Source organism: Cytobacillus sp. FSL W8-0315 (assembly GCF_038002905.1).
GTDB lineage: Bacteria > Bacillota > Bacilli > Bacillales > Cytobacillaceae > Cytobacillus > Cytobacillus pseudoceanisediminis.
This window is the reverse complement of sequence record NZ_JBBOOC010000001.1, coordinates 57,609-76,634: the sequence shown is the minus strand read 5'-3', so window position 1 is coordinate 76,634 and position 19,026 is coordinate 57,609. Positions and strand designations below refer to the sequence as shown.

At 38.5% G+C, this 19,026-nt stretch carries 22 protein-coding genes, 1 pseudogene and 1 riboswitch; of the genes and pseudogenes, 18 read left to right on the top strand and 5 right to left on the bottom strand.

Features of this window, described 5'->3' with window-relative positions; translation table 11 throughout:
• Positions 1 to 102 precede the first annotated feature (102 nt).
• The 3 genes from MKY20_RS00450 (at position 103) to MKY20_RS00440 (ending at position 2,157) form a co-directional block, all read left to right on the top strand.
• Positions 103 to 657, top strand: coding sequence for a sigma-70 family RNA polymerase sigma factor (locus MKY20_RS00450; RefSeq protein ID WP_009335347.1), 555 nt, complete (start codon positions 103 to 105; stop codon positions 655 to 657).
• On the top strand, positions 641 to 1,663 hold the full coding sequence (locus tag MKY20_RS00445; protein WP_009335346.1) for a hypothetical protein: 1,023 nt from the start codon (positions 641 to 643) through the stop codon (positions 1,661 to 1,663). The genes MKY20_RS00450 and MKY20_RS00445 overlap by 17 nt, the downstream gene beginning before the upstream one ends.
• A 71-nt stretch (positions 1,664 to 1,734) precedes the next feature.
• Positions 1,735 to 2,157 (top strand): VOC family protein, encoded by a 423-nt coding sequence (locus tag MKY20_RS00440; protein WP_009335345.1) that lies wholly within the window; start codon positions 1,735 to 1,737, stop codon positions 2,155 to 2,157.
• A gap of 88 nt (positions 2,158 to 2,245) precedes the next feature.
• Here MKY20_RS00440 and MKY20_RS00435 read toward each other — a convergent pair whose 3' ends face one another.
• Positions 2,246 to 2,779 (bottom strand): GNAT family N-acetyltransferase, encoded by a 534-nt coding sequence (locus MKY20_RS00435; RefSeq protein ID WP_009335344.1) that lies wholly within the window; start codon positions 2,777 to 2,779, stop codon positions 2,246 to 2,248.
• A gap of 256 nt (positions 2,780 to 3,035) precedes the next feature.
• Here MKY20_RS00435 and MKY20_RS00430 point away from each other — a divergent pair, with 256 nt between their 5' ends.
• The 10 genes from MKY20_RS00430 to MKY20_RS00385 all read left to right on the top strand — a co-directional run bounded on the left by MKY20_RS00430 (position 3,036) and on the right by MKY20_RS00385 (position 11,231).
• A complete protein-coding gene (locus MKY20_RS00430) occupies positions 3,036 to 3,761 on the top strand; it encodes a DUF421 domain-containing protein (protein ID WP_009335343.1) in 726 nt (241 codons plus the stop codon).
• A 121-nt stretch (positions 3,762 to 3,882) separates the two neighbouring features.
• Positions 3,883 to 4,482, top strand: a complete 600-nt coding sequence (locus MKY20_RS00425) for a hypothetical protein (protein ID WP_009335342.1) — start codon at positions 3,883 to 3,885, stop codon at positions 4,480 to 4,482.
• Between the two features lie 308 nt (positions 4,483 to 4,790).
• Positions 4,791 to 5,003 (top strand): hypothetical protein, encoded by a 213-nt coding sequence (locus MKY20_RS00420; protein ID WP_009335341.1) that lies wholly within the window; start codon positions 4,791 to 4,793, stop codon positions 5,001 to 5,003.
• A gap of 174 nt (positions 5,004 to 5,177) precedes the next feature.
• Positions 5,178 to 6,149: an NAD(P)H-dependent flavin oxidoreductase gene (locus MKY20_RS00415; protein WP_198286730.1), complete on the top strand. Its 972-nt coding sequence runs from the start codon at positions 5,178 to 5,180 to the stop codon at positions 6,147 to 6,149.
• Between the two features lie 141 nt (positions 6,150 to 6,290).
• Entirely contained in the window at positions 6,291 to 6,920 is a 630-nt protein-coding gene (locus tag MKY20_RS00410; protein WP_019379563.1) for a dienelactone hydrolase family protein, read from the top strand.
• Between the two features lie 233 nt (positions 6,921 to 7,153).
• Positions 7,154 to 7,555: a hypothetical protein gene (locus MKY20_RS00405; RefSeq protein WP_251174127.1), complete on the top strand. Its 402-nt coding sequence runs from the start codon at positions 7,154 to 7,156 to the stop codon at positions 7,553 to 7,555.
• A 124-nt stretch (positions 7,556 to 7,679) separates the two neighbouring features.
• Positions 7,680 to 7,829, top strand: a riboswitch (cyclic di-AMP (ydaO/yuaA leader).
• Between the two features lie 129 nt (positions 7,830 to 7,958).
• Entirely contained in the window at positions 7,959 to 9,221 is a 1,263-nt protein-coding gene (locus tag MKY20_RS00400) for a cation:dicarboxylate symporter family transporter (protein WP_009335337.1), read from the top strand.
• A 135-nt stretch (positions 9,222 to 9,356) separates the two neighbouring features.
• Complete coding sequence (locus MKY20_RS00395) at positions 9,357 to 9,569, top strand: hypothetical protein (RefSeq protein WP_251174126.1); 213 nt, start codon at positions 9,357 to 9,359, stop codon at positions 9,567 to 9,569.
• A gap of 150 nt (positions 9,570 to 9,719) precedes the next feature.
• On the top strand, positions 9,720 to 10,280 hold the full coding sequence (locus tag MKY20_RS00390) for a DUF4256 domain-containing protein (protein ID WP_034297489.1): 561 nt from the start codon (positions 9,720 to 9,722) through the stop codon (positions 10,278 to 10,280).
• Between the two features lie 183 nt (positions 10,281 to 10,463).
• Positions 10,464 to 11,231, top strand: coding sequence for an SDR family oxidoreductase (locus MKY20_RS00385; protein ID WP_009335335.1), 768 nt, complete (start codon positions 10,464 to 10,466; stop codon positions 11,229 to 11,231).
• A gap of 545 nt (positions 11,232 to 11,776) precedes the next feature.
• Here the strand turns inward: MKY20_RS00385 and MKY20_RS00380 are convergent.
• The gene (locus tag MKY20_RS00380) at positions 11,777 to 12,199 is read right to left on the bottom strand and encodes a hypothetical protein (protein ID WP_251267358.1); all 423 of its coding nucleotides are present in this window, start codon (positions 12,197 to 12,199) and stop codon (positions 11,777 to 11,779) included.
• A 588-nt stretch (positions 12,200 to 12,787) separates the two neighbouring features.
• Between MKY20_RS00380 and modA the strand changes: the two genes are divergently transcribed.
• A complete protein-coding gene (gene modA / locus MKY20_RS00375; protein ID WP_251267359.1) occupies positions 12,788 to 13,597 on the top strand; it encodes a molybdate ABC transporter substrate-binding protein in 810 nt (269 codons plus the stop codon).
• A gap of 39 nt (positions 13,598 to 13,636) precedes the next feature.
• Positions 13,637 to 13,779: pseudogene (locus MKY20_RS00370) on the top strand (molybdate ABC transporter permease subunit); the annotation flags it as partial.
• A gap of 234 nt (positions 13,780 to 14,013) precedes the next feature.
• On the opposite strand, the gene MKY20_RS00365 reads toward MKY20_RS00370, so the two are convergent.
• Together MKY20_RS00365 and MKY20_RS00360 are read right to left on the bottom strand one after the other, a co-directional pair.
• Complete coding sequence (locus MKY20_RS00365) at positions 14,014 to 15,657, bottom strand: hypothetical protein (protein WP_252245882.1); 1,644 nt, start codon at positions 15,655 to 15,657, stop codon at positions 14,014 to 14,016.
• A 2-nt stretch (positions 15,658 to 15,659) separates the two neighbouring features.
• Complete coding sequence (locus MKY20_RS00360; RefSeq protein WP_019379552.1) at positions 15,660 to 16,439, bottom strand: ABC transporter ATP-binding protein; 780 nt, start codon at positions 16,437 to 16,439, stop codon at positions 15,660 to 15,662.
• A 198-nt stretch (positions 16,440 to 16,637) separates the two neighbouring features.
• Here MKY20_RS00360 and MKY20_RS00355 point away from each other — a divergent pair, with 198 nt between their 5' ends.
• Positions 16,638 to 17,168, top strand: coding sequence for an SF0329 family protein (locus MKY20_RS00355; protein WP_251267361.1), 531 nt, complete (start codon positions 16,638 to 16,640; stop codon positions 17,166 to 17,168).
• Positions 17,169 to 17,245: 77 nt separating this feature from the next.
• On the opposite strand, the gene MKY20_RS00350 is transcribed toward MKY20_RS00355, so the two are convergent.
• On the bottom strand, positions 17,246 to 17,656 hold the full coding sequence (locus MKY20_RS00350; protein WP_009335329.1) for a VOC family protein: 411 nt from the start codon (positions 17,654 to 17,656) through the stop codon (positions 17,246 to 17,248).
• Positions 17,657 to 17,746: 90 nt separating this feature from the next.
• Between MKY20_RS00350 and MKY20_RS00345 the strand changes: the two genes are divergently transcribed.
• Both MKY20_RS00345 and MKY20_RS00340 read left to right on the top strand, forming a co-directional pair.
• A complete protein-coding gene (locus MKY20_RS00345; protein ID WP_252245883.1) occupies positions 17,747 to 18,442 on the top strand; it encodes an RNA polymerase sigma factor in 696 nt (231 codons plus the stop codon).
• A complete protein-coding gene (locus MKY20_RS00340; protein ID WP_009335327.1) occupies positions 18,439 to 18,996 on the top strand; it encodes a GNAT family N-acetyltransferase in 558 nt (185 codons plus the stop codon). The genes MKY20_RS00345 and MKY20_RS00340 overlap by 4 nt, the downstream gene beginning before the upstream one ends.
• Positions 18,997 to 19,026: the final 30 nt, after the last annotated feature.

The window sequence follows — 19,026 nt, the reverse complement described above, 5'->3', positions numbered from 1 at the left end:
CGCAAAAGGGTAAGGGCCTTTTTTCTAAAAGATATGGAAAAAATGAAACCTATATCTAAATCATTCGTCTTAGCATTAAAGTGAAAATGGGGTGGGAAGTGTGTGAGAAAGGTCAGGGATGAAGGCCCATTAGAAAATCGTGATGCTTGGCTGGAGTTTATTATGGATGAGTATGGTGAACGGCTCACAAAGCTGGCTTATAACTATGTGAAGGACTGGAAGCTGGCTGAAGATATTGTTCAGGATGTATTCATCGCGTGCTACAGAAATTATGACAAAATCGATGAAGTGATCTCCTTTAAATCATGGATTTATCGATTGGCTATTAATAAATCAAAGGATGTCTTGAAGAGTTATGCGTTTCGAAAAGTGTTGATGAATTCAAGCATGTTTGCTCTTTTTTCATCTAAGGAAATGTCGCCGGAAAAAGATCTGCTGAAGCGCAGCGAGGAAGAATTTCTTTCCTTGTGTGTATTGTCTTTGCCTGTGAAGTACCGGGAAGTCGTTACGCTTTATTACTATGAAGAATGCTCAATTGAAGAGATCCAAGGAATATTAGGCGTGAACCACAATACGATCAAAACGAGATTGAGCAGAGGCAGGATGAAGCTGAAAAAAATGATGGAGAGGTGGGGATATAATGGAGAGCAAGCTTAAGCAGCTGCGGAGGGCGATGGACTCGACGACTCACAAAGGTGGCCACTTTACGGAATTTCAAAAAATGAATATTAGAAAAGCAGTCCATACAGATAGAATAGTGAAGCCAGCCAAACCCAATAAATTCGTTATATTCACTATTTCCACTTTTGCCATCTGTCTCTTGGCCTTCTTCGTTTCAACCGAGTTTTTTGTCAGGAACGATCCCGAAAAGATAAATGGAGGCATGAATAATGAATGGGAAATACGGCATGAATATAAGGTGAATCAAAATATAAAATTTAGCATATTACCCGATCCTAATCTGAAAGCAGGAACGCCTTATGGCTATATTTTTAGTTTCGCAGAGCCTTTTGATACTTATAAAGGAAAAGAACTTTCCATTTCTGCCCTTCATAAAGAAACTGGTGAAAGAATACAAGTTTTGCCTCATCAAGAAATAACAGAACCATCATCCGGCTACCCAAGTTTGCAGCGTTTTACAACCACATTTACAGTTCCTTACGAAGGCTTGTGGAAGTATGAAGTGTACCTGGATGGCAAAGCCTATGGGGATGTAGTTGTCAGTGTGGCTGAAAAAGCAAAAGACGCCCCTATTACTTTCCCAGAGGACATACCAGATTTTGTGCAAGAGAGCGATTTTGACACTATTGATTGGGAGAGAAAAGCTGTGGAGTTCGGTGACAGGGGCATTATCGGAAATGAAAACAAGTCCGGTGTGATAGGCGCTGGCATGCCAAGTCTAAACGGCCAAAAGTGGATGTGGCATCTTTGGGGAGTTGAAGATGCAGATCTGACGATTGTTGGATTTCATAAAGAATCGCAAACTGTCCATCAAATTTTAACGAATGGAATGGGATGGACCATCCATGCTTACGGTCCAAACAACGGGGCAGATGCGCATACACCATCATCTGTTAAAATTCCTAAAAAGGGAGAATGGGCCATTTTGCTTTATGTGGATGGGGAGTTATTCGATCAATTGATTTACGATATAAAGGAATGATTATGCTTTATGATCTTTTCTTTGCAAAGATTTGAAAGTTTTATTTTATACGAGTTTATTGGAGGTCTTATATGAAACCGCGGATTTCAGTTATTACATTAGGTGTAGATGATCTAGAAAGGTCCTTACATTTCTATGAAAAGGGTCTTGGACTTCCAACACAGGGGATAGTAGGGAGAGAATTCGAGCATGGTGCTGTGGCGTTTTTTGATTTGCAATCAGGGTTAAAACTGGCACTTTGGAAACGTAAAGATATTGCTCATGATACAAGCATGAACCAGACAGCGATTAGCCCAACTGAATTTACGATTGGGCATAATGTTGGGAGTAAAGAAGAGGTAGATACGGTAATGAAACAGGCTGAGAGTGCAGGGGCTGTTATTGCGGTTCAAGCTCACGACACCTTTTGGGGTGGATATTCTGGATACTTCCAAGACCCAGATGGACATTTGTGGGAAGTAGTTTGGAATCCTGCTTGGGAACTTACAGAATAGGTCCATTGCAATGTCTTTATCAACAAATAGGTACAAGAGCTGAAGATCCAGTATGTGGATCGGCTGCTCTTTTTTTCATCCAGGCCTCTTATTCTGAAAAAGCTTTTGAATAATGGACAACACCGGCAGCTTTTTCAAGAGCATTCTCCGTCAATTCCAGAGCCATGAACACTTCGTCAGGCACTTCAAACGGGGCCTGGATATTCCAAAGGCTGGCTGGCTTAAAGCCGAACTTTGGATAGTAATCTTTATGACCTAGAACGATTACGGATTGAAATCCGCCCTCTTTTGCCTTGTTAAGTGCAGAACGAATCAATTGACTGCCGATGCCTTTTCCTTGATAACCGGGAGCAACCGAAACGGGGGCAAGTGCCAGAGAATCTGCAGCCTTCTCGCCATCAGCTATGGTGATTTTTGATAAAAGTATGTGACCCACAACCTCCTTAGCCTGAGTTAAAGCTACTAAAGAAAGCTCCGGAATAAAAGCATCTGAATTTCTAATCCTTTTAACAAGGAAATGTTCTGTCTTGTCGCTGTATTCTTCATTTAAAAAAGCTTCTCTGATCATTTCTTCCGTCGAATGATAGTCTGCAGGGAATTCCTGCCGAATTAAAATATCCATTTATAATCTCCCGTTCTTATTTATAAAGTTCGATATAAATGGCACTTTCTCATGCATGCAGCCATGAAGAACGTGTTACTCCTCCAGCTCTAAACATAAGTTCAACAAACAAAAAACCTCCAATTTGGGATGATTTCATTTTATAAAGTTATGCTGCAGTGGTCAACTTCCTTTCGAATGCGCCTATCTGCCGTATAATCTCCACCTGAGACCGAAAAGATAAGAACAACCAACCAACCAACGGGAGGAGTAAAATATGGGAGAATTTTTTTATCATTGTCTTCTTATTTTAGGAAGAATTATTACCATTCTGCCTCTATTTCTTTTTATTACTCTTTATATGGGGAGACGTTCGATTGGGGAGCTTCCAATCTTCGACTACCTGGTGATTCTTACACTGGGTGCAGTGGCTGGGGCGGATATAGCAGATCCGTCTATCAGGCATCTGGAAACAGGCTTTGCCATTATTGCCATAGGCGTCTTTCAGCGAATCATTGGGAAAGTAAAAATATCGAACAGAAAGATTGGAAAAATGATTACTTTCGAACCGGTGATTGTAATTAATAAGGGTAAATTGCTTCGTGCCAATTTAAAGCGGACTAATTATTCAATCGACAACATTCTTCAAATGCTGAGGGAGAAAAATATCTTCGATGTCCAAAATGTAGAATTGGGAGTACTGGAAGGGAGCGGTATGCTAAGTGTTCAATTGAAACCTTCAATGATGCCTGTCACCCTGGGAGATTTAAAAATTACTGAACACTCCGATCAAATTGCCTTTCCAGTAGTCGTTGAAGGAGAAGTTTACACCACTGTCCTTAATCAGTTGGGCTTGGATAGAGCCTGGCTTGAACGGGAATTGGCCAGAATGGGCGTCTCTATGTTCGGGGATATATTTTTTGCCTCCATCAACTCTAAGAAAGAGCTTCATATTTCCATGAAAAATGAACAAGCAGAATCCATACCACCTTTGAATCATTAACTATCCATCTTGGAAAACCTGTTTCAGCACGCCGTGAAAAGTCAGGGAACCTCCTATAAAGGAAATATTTTCTTTTGTATTGAATATGTAAGGGAGTGAACTTAATAAAGAGGTGACTTCGGTGCTTTTTCATTATCATTTTTGGACTCCGCATGTAGAAGAGACAGAGAGGTTTTACACAAATAATGGATTTCGGATATATCAGCGTATCGGAAAATACCAGGGGGATTTCCAGAACTTTGATCCTCCATTGGTATGGGATGACTTTCGGGAAAAAGATATCCTTTTTCGGATAATTGAAGCAAGAAAAGGGTGCATAAATGTCACTTTTGGATATGGAAAGAAGAGTATATTTGACCATATAGGCTTTTTGGTAAATGAAAAAGAACAAGAGTTTATATGTCAAAATGCAGTTAATTTGAATTGGAATGTTGATAGGGGGGAACGAAGAACGTTTATTACAACCCCTTATTCTTTTAGGATTGAACTTCAGACAAACAAAGATTTAGTAGATTCGGTGACTGATAACATAAAAATAGGGGAATTAAGATTAGAAATAATGAAAAAAGGGTTAGAAGGTGACCTTTCCATTTTGTTTGGAAAGCCTGTCAATTCTATTAAGTCAATAATTGGTGAGACAGTTACAATCAGGGAAGCTGTTATAAAGGATTTCTCATCAAACCCATTAGTGGATCCTAATGGTGTAAGGATTTTGAATTAGTTTTTGGATTAACTGTGTAAGAGGGAGAACTTATGAGATTCCATTGGTTTCTAGTGTTATTTTGCACCTGGGTTATAGTATCTTTTCTATTTCCCTAACCAAGCTGGTGGTCTATCTTCTCATCGGATCGTTCAACGCACGCCCTTTTAATAGAGCAATTTTCTATAGTTAAAGTATTTTTCATTATTACTTTCTTAGGATCAGCTTACCTATTGCATTTTATATTTCAAAAACGCAGGTAAAAGCTTTTCATGCGAGTAAGTGCTGATAAAAAGAATACTTGATGATTTAATATAGGGGGAAACACGATGGGCAGAACAGTTACTTTCTCATTTAGCAGTGCCCGGTATGAGGGGGCTAAGGCGACAGAGACATTCACTTTTGAGAAATTAGGCCTTGAAGCGAGTCTGGATGATATGGCCTTGGAAAAAGAATTAGACGAAATCTTTCATGCTTGGGTTTGGGATAAACTCAATATTTCTTATAGTATAGTAACTGCAAAAGAAAAAGATAAGTTGTGATGATTTTCTGGTATATCAGTTATACGATAAAAAGAATTAAGCCCCCATCTTTGTTCTTTCTTGAACTTTGTGTGACGATCGCTAAATTACCACTTGATTTTAGTATCAGGTATTATATTTATCACTATTCAATTAACCCCATTCACACAATAATGGAGAAGAAATAATTCGACGATGAAATGGGGTATTCTTTTGAGATTTCCGCAATTAAGAATTGGTCATATGAAGCCTGAATTTCCAGTCATGCAAGGTGGTATGGGCGTAGGTATTTCTTTAAGTGGTCTGTCGTCAGCTGTTGCGAATGCCGGGGGGATTGGAACTATTTCTGGAACAGGAATTAGCATCGAAGATTTAAGATTGCATATAAGAAAGGCTAAGGCATCTATCAAGGGTGAGGGCTATATTGGGGTGAATGTTCTTTTTGCCATGAATGATTTTGCTGAAAAAATGAAAACAGCCATTGAGGAAAAGGTTGATTTCATTATTTCAGGTGCTGGAATATCAAGAGATATGTACAGCTGGGGCAGAGAATCTGGTATACCGGTCATCTCGATTGTGTCATCTGCAAGGCTGGCCAAAATGTCAGAACGGCTTGGTGCTTCTGCCGTTGTTGTAGAGGGCAATGAAGCGGGAGGACATTTAGGGACCGAAAGACCACTATTCGATATTTTACAGGAAGTCGTGGAAGCAGTTAAGATTCCTGTCATTGCTGCCGGAGGAATCATGACAGGAAGAGATATCGCTCATGCCATTCGTATCGGTGCTTCGGGTGTTCAGATGGGAACAAGATTTGTCGCAAGCCGCGAATGTGATGCACCATTATCTTTTAAAGAAAAGTATGTCCGGGCCAAACAGGAAGATATCGTCATGGTGAAAACCACCGTAGGGCTGGAAGGCCGTGCCATTAAGAACCACTTTACAGAGCAGATAGCTGACAATAAAAAGGTGAAAATAAAGAACTGTATCGATTGCCTGAAAAACTGCTCTTATCGCTTTTGTACAATGGATTCCTTGATTACTTCCATGGATGGGGACTGCGAGAATGGCCTTGTATTTGCGGGGGCAAGAGTCCATGAAATTAAAGAAATCCTGCCTGTTCAGACGATCATCAATAACCTTAAAGCTGAATATGAAGCTTTTGTTTAATTTCATAATGGTGCATTTTTAAAGTCTAGCTGCCGTATAGGCGGCTTTTCTGATTTATAGGGTGTTAGATGTTGAAGGAATAAAACATTTAAATATAGAATACTTTTTCTTATGGAATAAGGTGTAAAAATGGATCGGTGAATGGGAGAAGAAATATGGAGAAAAAGGGTCATAATCATGATAAGACAGAGTAATTCTAATTCTTTAATACTCGTAATCCACGAAATCTATGGAATTAATCAACATATAAAAAGTTTTTGCGAATTATTATCAAAGCAGGGTTTTGATGTGACATGCCCCCATTTATTAGAGCGAGAGATACCTTTTGAATATTCTCATGAGGAAGCCGCTTATCGCCATTTTATGGAACATGCAGGTTTCGACAGAGCTGCCCAAAAAATAAAAGATCTATTATTGGATGTTAAAGATGAATACGAAAAAATATATATCATTGGATTTAGTATAGGTGCAACTGTTGCCTGGCTGTGCAGTGAGGGAGATTGTGTTGATGGTATAGTGGGATACTATGGCTCAAGGATCAGGGACTATTTAGAGTTAACACCCCAGTGTCCCATAATGCTATTCTTTCCACAAGAAGAGCAGTCTTTTAATGTTGATGAGTTACTATTAGCTTTAGAAAAAAAGAAAATTAAAGTACATAAATTTAAAGGGAAACATGGATTCAGTGATCCATATTCCTCCAGATATGATGCAGAATCAGAACAAGAAGCATTTAGCAAAGCCATGGATTTTTTATTGCATATTGATTGAGGTATTATTATGAAGCTAACCGTGAGTGTTATCACCTTGAATTTTAATAAAAGTTTACAAGCCCGTTCAATTTTCTTAATACAAGGGTGCTAATTTAGATTTAGCGGGGATAGCATGTGTGGCTATCATTGTATTTGGCGCAGGCGGAGCCAAATGCCTTTTTTTGTTTTGCTTATATTCAATTTATAAATTTACTTTCTATTATTTAGCCTCTATAAAGGATGAAGTGGGAAATGTCCATTATTTTGAGGAGAAAGATCTTAACATCCATTCTTAGCAGTGTGTTATTTGCACTGATTTTCTCAGTGCTAACAGGCTTTGATATGAATGCATTTGTTAATTTATATTATTTAAATCTTATGTTTGTCGCTGCCTATGGAGTAATCACTTCGATGTTCAGTGATTGGTTGAGCCAGAAGATTTTCATTGCAAACACTAATCGTGAAATTGCCTCCTTTTTATTCCATTGTTTATTCGGTTCAGTATTAAAAGAACTTAGTCTTGTTTCTGCTGTCTTTTTTTTCATCATTGACCGTGTACTGACAAAAGCAGAAATAAGGTGGTGGTCAGTAAATACAGCATTATCCGTGATAGTCCTTATATTTATTATTGCTATTAATATTGATTTCCCATAACAAGTCATAGAGCTGAAAATTCATTGAATTTCAGCTTTTTTTTGGTGTATTAAAGAGGCCATTTAGTTTACTGCCGGGAAAACTTAACTATTTACAAAAAATATCTTGAAATAATATAATGATATAGTGATTTATGCTTAATCTTATTTTAAGAACGGGGGACCCAATATTTACAGCGGAGTTTCCGCTTGGGGTGAATCCTACTATGGAAGGGCTTACTGTTTCCGCAGTCCTAACCCGAAAGCTAACCTCGTCAGCGTTTAAGGAAACATAAGAGAATATGAAATAGTGTGAATTGACAAAACCCAGCATTTTTGTCGATTTTCTTTTTTATCAGGATCTCATCTTTGTTTCCCTTGCCTGCGCAGCACGTATAAAACTAAACAAGAAGGTAGGGTAATTGATGAAAAAAATTAAATTAAGTTTAGCCACTCAAATTTTCATCGGTCTTATTTTAGGAATCGCTATTGGCGGTATTTTCTATGGAAGTGAAACGGCGCAAAGTGTGCTGCAGCCCTTTGGCGATCTTTTTATCCGCTTAATTAAAATGATTGTTGTTCCTATTGTACTATCAACAATTATTGTTGCCATTGCTGGTGTGGGTGATTTAAAAGCCGTCGGGAAGCTTGGCGGTAAATCATTGACTTACTTTATTGGCATGACTTTGGTTGCTATTGTGGTGGGCCTCATTGCAGGTAATGTTATTCAGCCTGGTGCCGGCCTGAATATGGACAGCCTGCAGCAAAGTGACATTTCGAGCTATGTTGAAACCAATAAAGAGCAGGAAGGCAAGTCGATAGCAGATACATTTTTGCATATCGTACCTACTAATCCTGTACAAGCCATGGTTGAAGGCGATATGCTGGCGATTATCTTCTTTGCTGTTGTATTTGGCCTTGGAATTGCAGCAATTGGGGAAAAGGGAAAGCCAGTACTGAGATTTTTCGAAGGCACGGCAAAGGCCATGTTCTATGTGACAAACCTATTTATGAAGTATGCACCAATCGGAGTATTTGCCTTAATTGGTGTAACGATTTCCAAGTATGGTTTTGCCTCATTGATTCCATTGGGCAAGCTGGCACTTACTGTATATGGAGCCATGATCTTCTTTGTTCTTGTTGTGTTGGGGATAATGGCCAAAGTTGTCGGGTTCAGCATCTTTAAATTATTGAAGATGATTAAAGAAGAATTGATTTTGGCATTCTCAACTGCAAGTTCTGAAACAGTGCTTCCGAGAATCATGGACAAAATGGAGAAAGCGGGAAGCCCGAAACATATTTCGTCATTCGTTATTCCGACAGGCTATTCTTTTAACCTGGATGGATCCGTTTTATACCAGGCAATTGCCTCTTTATTTATTGCACAGATGTTTGGCATAGAATTAAGCATAGGACAGCAAATTACGTTAATGTTAGTACTGATGGTGACATCCAAAGGAATGGCGGGCGTGCCAGGCGTATCCTTTGTCGTGCTGCTGGCTACTTTCAGCACAATTGGATTACCTGCAGAAGGCCTTGCCTTTATTGCCGGCATCGACCGTATCCTTGATATGGGCCGAACAGCTGTTAACGTGGTGGGGAACTCACTTGCGGCTATTGTTATTGCCAAGTGGGAAGGGCAATTTAACCCTCCAGCAGAAGAAAGATTTGAGCAACAAGCTTCATAATAGATTGGAAAACACTAACAAATGGCAGCATATTTGTTAGTGTTTTTTTTTGTTTCTTTGTGTTATTCCATAAAGAGAGGATGATGGAGCAGGTTCGGACAGAGAAGCGGGAAACCAACGTGAAGGAGTCCGAAGGTGGAGCAGGTTCGGACAGAAAGGGGAGAAATCAACGTGAGCGAGTCCGAAGGTGAAGGAGGTTCGGACAGAGAAGCGGGAAACCAACGTGAAGGAGTCCGAAGGTGGAGCAGGTTCGGACAGAAAGGGGAGAAATCAACGGTGAGTGAGTCCGAAGGTGGAGCAGGTTCGGACAGAAAAGGGAGAAATCAACGTGAGCGAGTCCGAAGGTGAAGGAGGTTCGGACAGAGAAGCGGGAAATCAACTTGAGCGAGTCCGAAGGTGGCTTATGAAAAGTTAATGCTGTTCCACTTTTATCAAATCGCCCTTAAGGGTCATAATTATATTATAATGGAGTAAAAACTAGGAGGAGTTAATTTGACAATGGGAAATATGGAGCTGTCACCAGAACAGCGTGAAGAACTGCTGGAAACTCTGAAAGCGCGTTTTGAGAAAAACATGCACCGTCATGAAGGTGTGGAGTGGGCTGATGTACAAGCTAAGCTCGAGGCTAATCCTGAAAAATTGTGGTCACTCAATGAAATGGAAGCAACTGAAGGCGAACCGGATGTTGTACGCCATGATCAAGAGACCGGCGAATACGTATTTTATGATTGTTCAGCTGAAAGTCCAAAAGGCAGGAGAAGTGTTTGTTACGATCGTGAAGCGCTGGAGGCACGGAAGAAACACAAGCCGGAAAACAGTGCTATGGATATGGCAGCTGCCATGGGCATTGAGCTTTTAACCGAAGAGCAATACCGGGAGCTTCAGGAGCTTGAACATGTCGATAAGAAAACCTCTAGCTGGGTGCAAACGCCTGAGAATATCAGAAAACTTGGCGGGGCGATCTTTTGTGACCGGCGCTACGACACTGTTTTTGTGTATCACAATGGAGCCGATTCGTACTATGGGGCAAGGGGTTTCCGGGGCTCGCTGAGGGTTTAGATTCATTGCAGAAATTTGGGGGCCTGACTTCCTGAAGACTACAGTTTAATGAACAGGTTTTGTATTTCGCTGCCATTACGGCGGCTTTTTCTTTATTTAAAAACTGGCAGTTTAGTTGAATATAGCACCAAATATCTGAATAATACAATATAAAGGAAACCCATTAGAATGGGAGTGTTGTACTTGAAAATACTGGTCACCGGTTCCACAGGCCAACTAGGTTCAGCTTTACTTAATCAACTAAAGGAGTCTGGTTATAAAGTAAAATTAACTTCTAGAAGAAAACCTGATGGAATTGAAGATTTCAAGTGGATTTATAGCGATTTATCGTCAGGTGAAGGGTTAGAAGAAGCAGTAAAAGATGCAGATGTCATCCTTCACGCAGCAACAAGTCCAATGAAGAATTCAAAAAGTGTTGAGGTTTCAGGCTTTAAGGAGCTATTAAAAAAAGCACAGCACGTAAAACATTTTATTTATCCGTCAATTGTTGGGATTGATGAAATACCATTTAACTATTATAAGCTAAAATTAGAAGCAGAAGAATTGCTGAAAAACAGCTCTATCTCTCATACAATTGTACGCGCAACTCAGTTCCACCATTTTATTGATCATTTATTTCTATCCAAATCCTTTCTTAAAAGATATATTGTCCCGGATAAATTTAAGTGCCAAAGTGTAGATGCGGGTGAATTCGCTGAGCATCTAATAGGTTTGGTGGATAAAGAACCACAAGGAAGAGCGGAGGATTTTGGCGGACCAGATGTAATGACATTAAGAGAAATGGCTGAACTGAAAATCAAACTAAATAATGAACCAAATAAAGTTTTAAGCTTATCTCTAACTGGTAAACTATATAAATCTTTCTGTGATGGGAAAAATACCAATCCTGCTCGAAAAATGGGAAAAATCACTTTCGGTGAATATCTAAGTGAAAAGATAAAGGGGCAGTAGTGCGCTCTTAATGATTGAGGCGTTGATCCAGGAGGGGATTAACGCTATTTTTTTGGAACTGCCTTAATATACAGGTTAATAAGGATCCAGATTAAAAAATACATAATAGAGGTAATAACCTATGATTTATTTTAGATTTTGTTTTTATCAATTCTTTTTATTTTCCACACTCTTTGTTATTAACATCAACTTTGATAAATATATCAGTAAACCATTTACTCGTGTTGATTTAATCGCCATATGTATAAGTGTGCCTATCCTGTTTATTCTTTTTACCGCTGTAAGTAAGTTATATAGACGATTCGAGGTTATTAAATTACGAAATAAAATATTCATTTCAATACCTGTTTTTATCATATCAGTCCTATTTGCAGGGTTTCTGGGACAACTGTTCTTCTAGATGGATTTTTAACATCGAAATCATTTATTTTTAAATAAAATAGATGAATTATTAATTTTGTTAAAGAGAGCTATTTCTGCGACCTGCTTTTTTTAACTAAATAGGCAGATTTGTTGAAAATGTTACAAAGACCGATAAGGGGTTGTTAAAGAGAAAAATCTAATGTTTTTAGTAACGGATCAATTTTTGAGTCAAAGGTGAAAAAGTAAGATTTATTTTCATCATCAAATAAGAGTAAATATGGCTTTTCGTTTTTTGGAATGATAATGATCATTTCATCAATCAAAGCATATATCCATTTGTTTTCTACTCGATGAGACGGCTCTAAGGGGATTTTAATCATGTAGCCTTTGTCTGGAATTGGTTTTAACTTTTTAACAACATTATCAATTTCTTTAATTATTTTTTCAGCTTCGAATTGTACCTTAGGATTTGTTGGGACTGTCTTTGTTATCTCATTTTTTTCAATATCAAGAAGTTCAATATTCGGCCTGGTTTGTGCATTTACTACGATTAGATTCATTAGCAAAAACATGTGAATGAATGAAAGCAATATTTTATGAACCACAAATTTCACCTCGTTTGTTATTATCACCATCGATTATTAAGTTATGTATGAGCTTGTTGTGCAAATGAAATCTTGGCTGAAGGAGCCAGCTTTTTCTTATTTAGCTAACGGGTGTTGGATTCCGATTCTATAATAATATGAATTTCATTATATTAACGGAAAACAGCAATGTTTTATACCATTCATTAACGGAATTATCTGAGGCGATAGGAGCTGCAGAGGACAGTAATAAGCTGTATTAGCGGGATTCATTTAAGCAAGCACTGCTGGTTCAAAAATATTAAAAGGAAGGCATTGTGCCTTCCTTTTTAGTATGTTTCATACTCCTGTCTGGAAAGTATTATAATCCCCTAATAACTTACTTCTGACTGAAACTGTGGAAGATTGAATTTCTTTCATAATGGATACTAGCCGGTTTCTTTCAGCTGTTTATAGAATATAGCTGTTGAAGCTTCCGGTAAAAAGATCTTATCGCCTTGCAGGCTGATTTTTTCACTGTATTTGCCCAGAGTATCTGACGATAACCAGGGCATTAGCAGTTATAATTAGTTATAATCAGAAATAACAAATTGGGAAGGGAGATTTATAATGAAAAAGCAGTACCTGTTATTTTTTTCATTAATAGTCCTTTTTTTATCATTGGCTGGATGTTCAAATAATGACCAAACTAAAAAATCAGGAGAGGAGAAGCAGGAAGGAACCGAAGAGAAAGTGGAATTGACTATTTCGGCAGCAGCAAGCCTCCAGGATGCCTTAATAGATATTGAAGCAAGCTTCGAAAAAGAACATCCGAATGTACTTGTAAACTTTAACTTTGGAGCATCAGGCTCTCTTCAGCAGCAAATTTCGCAGGGAGCACCTGTTGATCTTTTCTTTTCAGCAGCAGAGGATAAATTTGATAAATTAGTACAGGACGGGCTCATCGAGGAAAAGAATGGAATCGATTTAGTTGGGAATGAACTTGTACTAGTGGTGCCGAAAGATTCAGCATTTGGAATTAAATCATTTAATGATCTTGCTGAAGCAGATAAAGTGTCTATCGGCACTCCAGAATCTGTTCCTGCAGGGAAATATGCGAAGGAGTCTTTAGAAGATACGGGTATTTGGAAAAACATAGAAGAAAAAGTGGTGTATGCCAAAGATGTTCGGCAAGTACTTACATATGTAGAGACAAATAATGTGGATGCTGGAATTGTTTATAAAACGGATGCATTAGTATCTGAAAAAGTTAACATCGTGGACACGGCAGATGAAAACACTCACGATGCCATTATTTATCCTTTGGGAGTGGTTAAGGATACAAGTCATCCAAAGGAAGCCAATTTATTCTATGATTATCTTCAGAATGAAAAATCAATGAGTATTTTTGAAGAGTATGGGTTTAAAGGCCTTAAATAAATTAAATGGCTGCTGATTTTTGGGCCAGTTGTTATGAATGTTACCGGAAATATCCCAGGAAAAACACAAACGATCCCAACAGCTATAGTTGTAGCTATTAACTTAGGCAATATGGAGGTGGCCTGGTTATGGGGGCGAGAATGATTGGGATGTCGTTTATCAAGTTAGTTTGGTCCAGATAATAAAATCTTAAAATGCTTTTATATTAGCAGGCATCCTTTTGCGGGATGTCTATTTTTATTGCAAGAAGACTGGAATTCGTAAAACATCAGGTGACACTACTAAAAGAGGCAAAAAAAGAGCTGCCAATATTGGCAGCTAAAGCATATAACATATTCAGATTAAAATCTGCGAAGGAGAATTTATGCGGTTATCCCGATATCAAAATGACCATCCTTTGTTAAACGCCAATCGGGTTATTCAACAATCTGTTCCCAACTAATATTGAAAGACAGCTTCCAAAAAATACCCAGGCAAATAATCGAAACCCCCAAATACAGATAGATTCCATATGGCAATAATGTGCTGGCGAAATGAAGTCCGGCAAATAAGGCTACAATCAGCATTAATCCGAAAATAATGGCACTATTGCCGTTTTGATTGTACTCATCAAAAGACTCCGAAAAGGGAAGAGCTTTCTTTAGGACCATAAAACAAATGACCGCATATAGACAGGCACTGATAAATACAGCGACAAGATCAGGCAGAATTTTTGCCCCGAACAGGAAAAGGAATAGTGCACTTAGAAGCAAGTAAACTGGCAAATATAACTTAAAGAGAAATGCCTTGATGGTACCGCTGAAAACCGGCTTTAGCTGTTTGAGGGGGGCAACCCGGTAAATAAAGGCACCCTTATATTTCCCTGAATACTTTAGAAGAATCATGATGGTCGGAATGATGATTAAGCTAAAGTAAATCGTTAAATAGGACTTGCTGTCAGATACCTGTACAAAATCTTCTCGAAGAGTATTCATGATAATAATAAACGGAATCACGATAGAAAAACCCAGAGACGGATAGGCTTTTAGCTTAAAATCCCGTTCATTTCTCATCATGCTGCCGGCAAATCTGAAAACTGCTCTTTCTTCAGGTGAGCGGCAAATGATGTTGAGAAGGAATTGCCCTACTTTACTTCGTTTCTTTTCTTTGGATTTTCCATGATAAGCAAGCTTTTGCAGGTTTTGCTCGAAGGTGCTGGAAAATTTCATATAAATCCAGATGGACAGGATCGGAACAATGAGTCCTAATGCTGAAAAAATGAGATAAAACGGCTGGAAGGTGCCCTTCATCATCATTTCGATATTTGCCCCAAACCACATTGGAAAGATGAACACCTGCCACCACTTTGGCTGAAGCGAGACCGTTAAGTCAATTAACTCAAAAGAGCGAATAAGCAATTGATAGCCAACCATGATCATAAGGGAAAGCCCAATTTGGACATAGTTGATGATATCTTTTAATTTTTCCCCATCAAAAAATCGCAGGATCGTTAAATAGATCAGTGCGGTTAAACCAACAACCAATAGGTCAATCAGGATGATGTTTACCGCAGCAATAAGGAAAAATAAGAGCCCATTTTTGATAAGTCCCACTATCAAAGGGATTCCAGCAAGCGCAATGGTAAGGAAAGAAAGATAAATCGTAACATGCACCATTTTTGCCGTGCTGATCGTTTTTCGGTCGACTGGCTTTGGAAACAGGATGTTACGATCACGAATATCCAGTAAAACCGAAGAGAAATCGGAAATCATGGAGGTCATAACGAAAAAGGTGAAAATCCCATAAAAGAGGCTCATCTGGAATAGGTAATTGTCCCCCATAAGCACAAATGGAATCAAAAACAGCCCAAACAATACATAAATCCATAAAGATTTTATGTACTGATTGTTTTTTTCCTTGTTTTCCTTTTTTGCATTCTGCGAGAAAATGGTGGGCACACGCCGTCCATCCATCGTCAGCTTTACTTGCAGGAGTCTTCTCATTATCTTGTAGTCTACGCCAAAGCCGCTGAAAATCCGCTCAAAACAATCCAATAGTTTAAGAGTGCGATAGTCCTGCATCCCTACATCTCCCTTACTACTGAAACAAATCTGGCACCAAGTTCCTTATGTTCACTGAATCCCGTAAGCTGGTTGAAGATCTGTTCAAGTGAACCTTCCGTATTTTGCTGTCGTAACTCTTCAAAGGTGCCATCAGCAGCAATTCTGCCGTCATGCAGAAGAATAATGCGGCTGCTTATCTTTTCAACCACATCCATAATATGAGAAGAATAAAAGATCGTTTTTCCCTGTTCGGCAAGCTGCGCCATGATTTCTTTGAATATCATAACACTGTTCGCATCCAGACCATTGATGGGTTCATCAAAGAACAGAAGTTCCGGATTATGCAGTAAGCTCGAGATAATGAGGAGCTTTTGACGCATTCCTTTTGAATAGGAGGCTATCCGGGAATGGTAGACTTCCCCTATGCCGAATAGTTCCATCAGGCTTTTTGCCTTATCACTGGCGAGGTCCGTATCAAGGCCATACAATTCGCCAACAAAGGTTAAGTATTCCTGGCCGGTCAAATTATCGTATACTTCAGCGATTTCCGGCACATATCCGATCTTTCTTTTATATTCAATATTCCCATCTGAAATATCCTGGCCAAAGATTTTGACTTGTCCTGAATAATCATCTTCAATGCCAAGCATGATTTTGACAGTGGTGCTTTTCCCAGCGCCGTTCGGGCCGATATACCCGATGATTTCCCCGCTTTTCACCTGAAAAGATACACCATTCAGCACGGACTTCGGACCATAGTTCTTTCTCAAATCACTAATTTCTAAAATAACTTCCTCCATCACCTTAACCTCATTTCAAAATTATTCCATTAATTCTAGTGTAACATTAGAATTGTTGTTGGCTAAAGGGGATTTAGGAATTCTTTTTGGTTTTGTCTTGCTTACTGGAGATGGAATAAAAAGGTTGTTAATTGAATGACCCTTTAAGATAATTAATCTGAAGGGATTTTGGTAATGGAAAATATTTAGGGGGATTAAATGTTGCAGAATCAGCAATGGAGCAAGGTAAAGAAAAGATTAGACAGTTTTAAATGTGATTCTCTGAAAGAAAGGCTGCAGTTTACAGTGACCAATTACAGGAGGGCTCACGATCAATTGGGGAGAGCCTTTATTACGGTTGATAAAAAGGAAGTCATCAATATGTGTACCATTACTTCTGAGACCGCTATAAACAGAAGAACTTATGAAATAAAAAGAGAGAAACATATCCCTTATACCGATTGGAGCCAGGAATCAGTGATTTGGGATGAAGCACATGAATGGGTATTAGACGAAGGGATTTTTGCTCAGTATGATTTCTTTGATGCCGTAGAGGAATACTTTCTGCTGCCTATTGAAGAATCAATAAAATCCAACAACATGCTGATTAAAATATTCGCCTTGGTAGATAGGCGGGTGGGGAAAAGGGCTTTAGAAAAAATGAAGCAGTCTATTCTTTGCGAGAAAGAAATCGTCCAGTTCTTTTATCAACTGCGATGTAAAGCTGAAGGTATAAGACTTCATGGTTAATGGAGCAGGAGGTATCCTCGCATGCTAAAAGGCCAGGTTAGTGGAAGCACACCATTCGCTGCTTCCACTATTTAAGTTTACAAATTGTCTTTATGATAGGGCGAATTCATTTCTTCGCTTACCACACTGAAGGTATTCCCATCAGGGTCAAAGAAATCAAACCCTTTCATAATCCCATAATCATGGATGTCTGTTGTTTCCACTCCATTTTGTTTCAACCGATCGTAAGCTTGCTGGATATTATCTACTTCGAAATTATAATATACGTTTTTATTTTTTCCTTTGACAGTAAATTCTGTTGGCTGAGGTTTTTCTGTTTTTATTAAAGCAAGACCTGTGACGTCATTCTCAAAAACATAACCCACACCATGATCAGCCCCATTTTCTTGCCACTCATCTACCTTCGTTAGACCAAGGTTTACTTCATACCATTTTTTAGATCTTTCCAAATCTGTTACCGGAATAAAAACACTGCCTACCTTAAACATGCAAAATCACACTCCTTATTTTTTGTTCCTATACAAACGATTATAATGAAAGAAAAGTTACACAATAATGAAAATTTTTGGGGGGATATAATGATTACAGAATCTTTAACTATTGAGGAGATTTCTTTGAGGCTGTATAAATATTGTTTATCCTTATCATCCTCAGAATGGCTGGCCGAGGATTTAACCCAGGAGACACTGATTAAATTTTTCAAAATAAAAGAAAAAGAGCCAGACCGGGTGATTAACATAACCTTTTTGTACACCATTGCCAAAAATATTTTTATTGATGAAAAGCGCAAGAAAAGTGAAATGCTGATCGATCCTCATGAGTTATTTGAGAAAAGTTGGGATTTTACGGAGTGGGACAGTCTATTAGAAATCTTATATAGTACACTTCCACTCCGTCAGGCTATGCTAATAACGTTAAAAGATGTGTTCCAATATACTTCTGAGGAAATCGCCGCAATGCTGAGAGTCAGTAATGAATCAATTAAAACAGCCCTTCACCGAGCAAGAACTTCATTAAAGAAAAATACTTCTCCAGATGCTAATAAACAGCCATACAATGACAATATAATAAATGAATTTTCATCAGCAGTTAAAAACCATCAGCCTTTAAAGATATTTTACTATTATCGACTGCTGCAAACAGAAAATTTCAAGGTGATGACCAATAGGGAGAAGGGTTTCCATGCCATTTTTATATCAGATCCTGATGGAAATATTCTTCAGATATTTTCAAGAAAGAGTATAGCTATAGGAGTTAAGGGGAGAGAAAAGTGATACCGACATTAGAGACTAGAAGATTAAAGCTGAGAGAAATAGTGAAAGAAGATGCCGAGAGTATATACGCTTGTTTTTCTAATGACAATGTAACTCGTTACTATGGGCAGGAAACATTAGAAAAGAGGGAACAAGCTGAAGCATTTGTTGACTTTTTTGCAAATAGCTACAGGGAGAAAAAAGGAATGCGCTGGGGAATTGAATTAAAAGGAAAGAAAGGAATAATCGGGACTGTTGGCTTCAATGCATTGTCCCATAAACATAAGCGTGCAGAAATAGGATATGAAATACATCCTGAACATTGGAGAAAAGGGTATACTTTCGAAGCTGTGTCGAAAGTTATTCAATATGGATTTCAAGAATTGGATCTTACTCGTATTGGGGCAGTTGTATTTATGGATAATGAGGCATCTAATAAATTGCTGACTAAAGCCGGGTTTCAAAAAGAGGGTATTCTAAGAGGTTATATGCAGCAAAATGGGGAAGCACACGATACCTATGTATATTCTATTCTAAAAGATAATAGGCAGGCTCTACATGATGACTTTATGTGAAAGATTCAAGAGCTGCCAGCCAGTTGTTTT